At 72.3% G+C, this 1,399-nt stretch carries 1 protein-coding gene; it reads right to left on the bottom strand.

The window, feature by feature from the left end; genetic code table 11:
* A partial coding sequence (locus tag BZY54_RS45740) for a polyketide synthase dehydratase domain-containing protein (protein WP_208640966.1) occupies positions 1-1,399 on the bottom strand: 1,399 nt, incomplete at both ends.

The raw sequence follows: 1,399 nt of genomic DNA, 5'->3' as shown, positions 1-1,399 counted from the left end.
CCGCTGCACCACCGCCAGCACCCGCTCCGACAGCCCCCGCACAGCAGCCGGAACATCAACCCCGTCCTGCGGCACACACTCCAACACCACATACGCAGGCACCGGACCACCGTCGGCGAGCTCCTCCCAGGCGACCCAGTCCTCCCGGCCGCCGTCGTCGACAGCCGCTGTCCGCCACTCGACGTTGTACAGCGGGTCCTCCGGTGCCCCGTGCAGCTGCGCCTCCGTCACCGGCCGTCCGACGACGGCGCCGATCGAGGCGACCGGCGCGCCGGTGGCGTCCGCGATCCGGAGTGAGAGGCTGTCCGGGGTCGGCCGGGTGAGCCGTACCCGGACGTGTGAGGCGGCGGAGGCATACAGGGAGACGTTCCGCCAGACGAACGGCAGGGTGGTCTCTTCGTCGGCCGGTCCGTCGACCAGGGCCGCGTGCATGGACGCGTCCAGCAGCGCCGGATGCACCCCGAATCCCTTGGGATCCGTGTCCTCCGGCAGGGCGACTTCGGCGTACAGCTCGTCACCGCGCCGCCAGGCCGCCGTCAGCCCCTGGAACACCGGGCCGTAACCGAACCCGCGCTCCGCCAGAACCTCGTACGCACCCTCCAGATCCAGCGCAGCCGCACCGGCCGGCGGCCAGGCGGCCAACTCGAACCCGGCACCCTCCGCCGCCTCCGGCGCCAGCACACCATCGGCATGCAGCGTCCACGGCAGATCGGCCTGGTCCTCCCGACGCGAGTACACGCTCACCGATCGCCGCCCGGAACCATCGGCAGCCCCGACCACCACCTGGACGGCGACACCGTCACGCTCCGGCAGGACCAGCGGCGCCTGAAGCGCCAGCTCCTCCAGCACACCACACCCGACCTGGTCACCGGCGCGCACCGCCAGCTCGACGAAGCCTGCCCCCGGGAAGAGCACGGCCCCCTTGACGGTGTGGTCGGCGAGCCACGGCTGGGCCGTGGCCGACAGCCGTCCGGTGAGCACCGCACCACCGGAGTCCGCGAGGGACACCACCGCACCGAGCAGGGGATGCTGGGGCGCCGTCAGGCCCAGGGCGGAGACATTTCCGGTCGCGGTCACGGCGTCGACCCAGTAGCGGCGCCGCTGGAAGGGGTAGGTCGGCAGATCGACACGGCGGGCGCCGGAGCCCTCGAAGTAGGCATTCCAGTCGATGTCGGTGCCCGAGACATACAGTCGGCAGACCGCGGCGACGAGCGTCTCGGCCTCGGGACGGTCCTTGCGCAGCGCCGGCGCCAGCACCGCCTCGCCCGACTCCAGCGTCTGCTGCGCCAGCGCCGTGAGTACGGAATCGGGGCCCAGCTCCAGGAGCGTACGGACACCGGACTCCTCGACCGTCCGTACGGCATCGGAGAAACGGACCGCGGCACGGACCTGGTTCACC

The organism is Streptomyces carpinensis (genome assembly GCF_002154505.1).
GTDB classification, from domain to species: domain Bacteria; phylum Actinomycetota; class Actinomycetes; order Streptomycetales; family Streptomycetaceae; genus Streptomyces; species Streptomyces carpinensis.
This window is presented reverse-complemented; position numbering and strand designations above follow the sequence as displayed.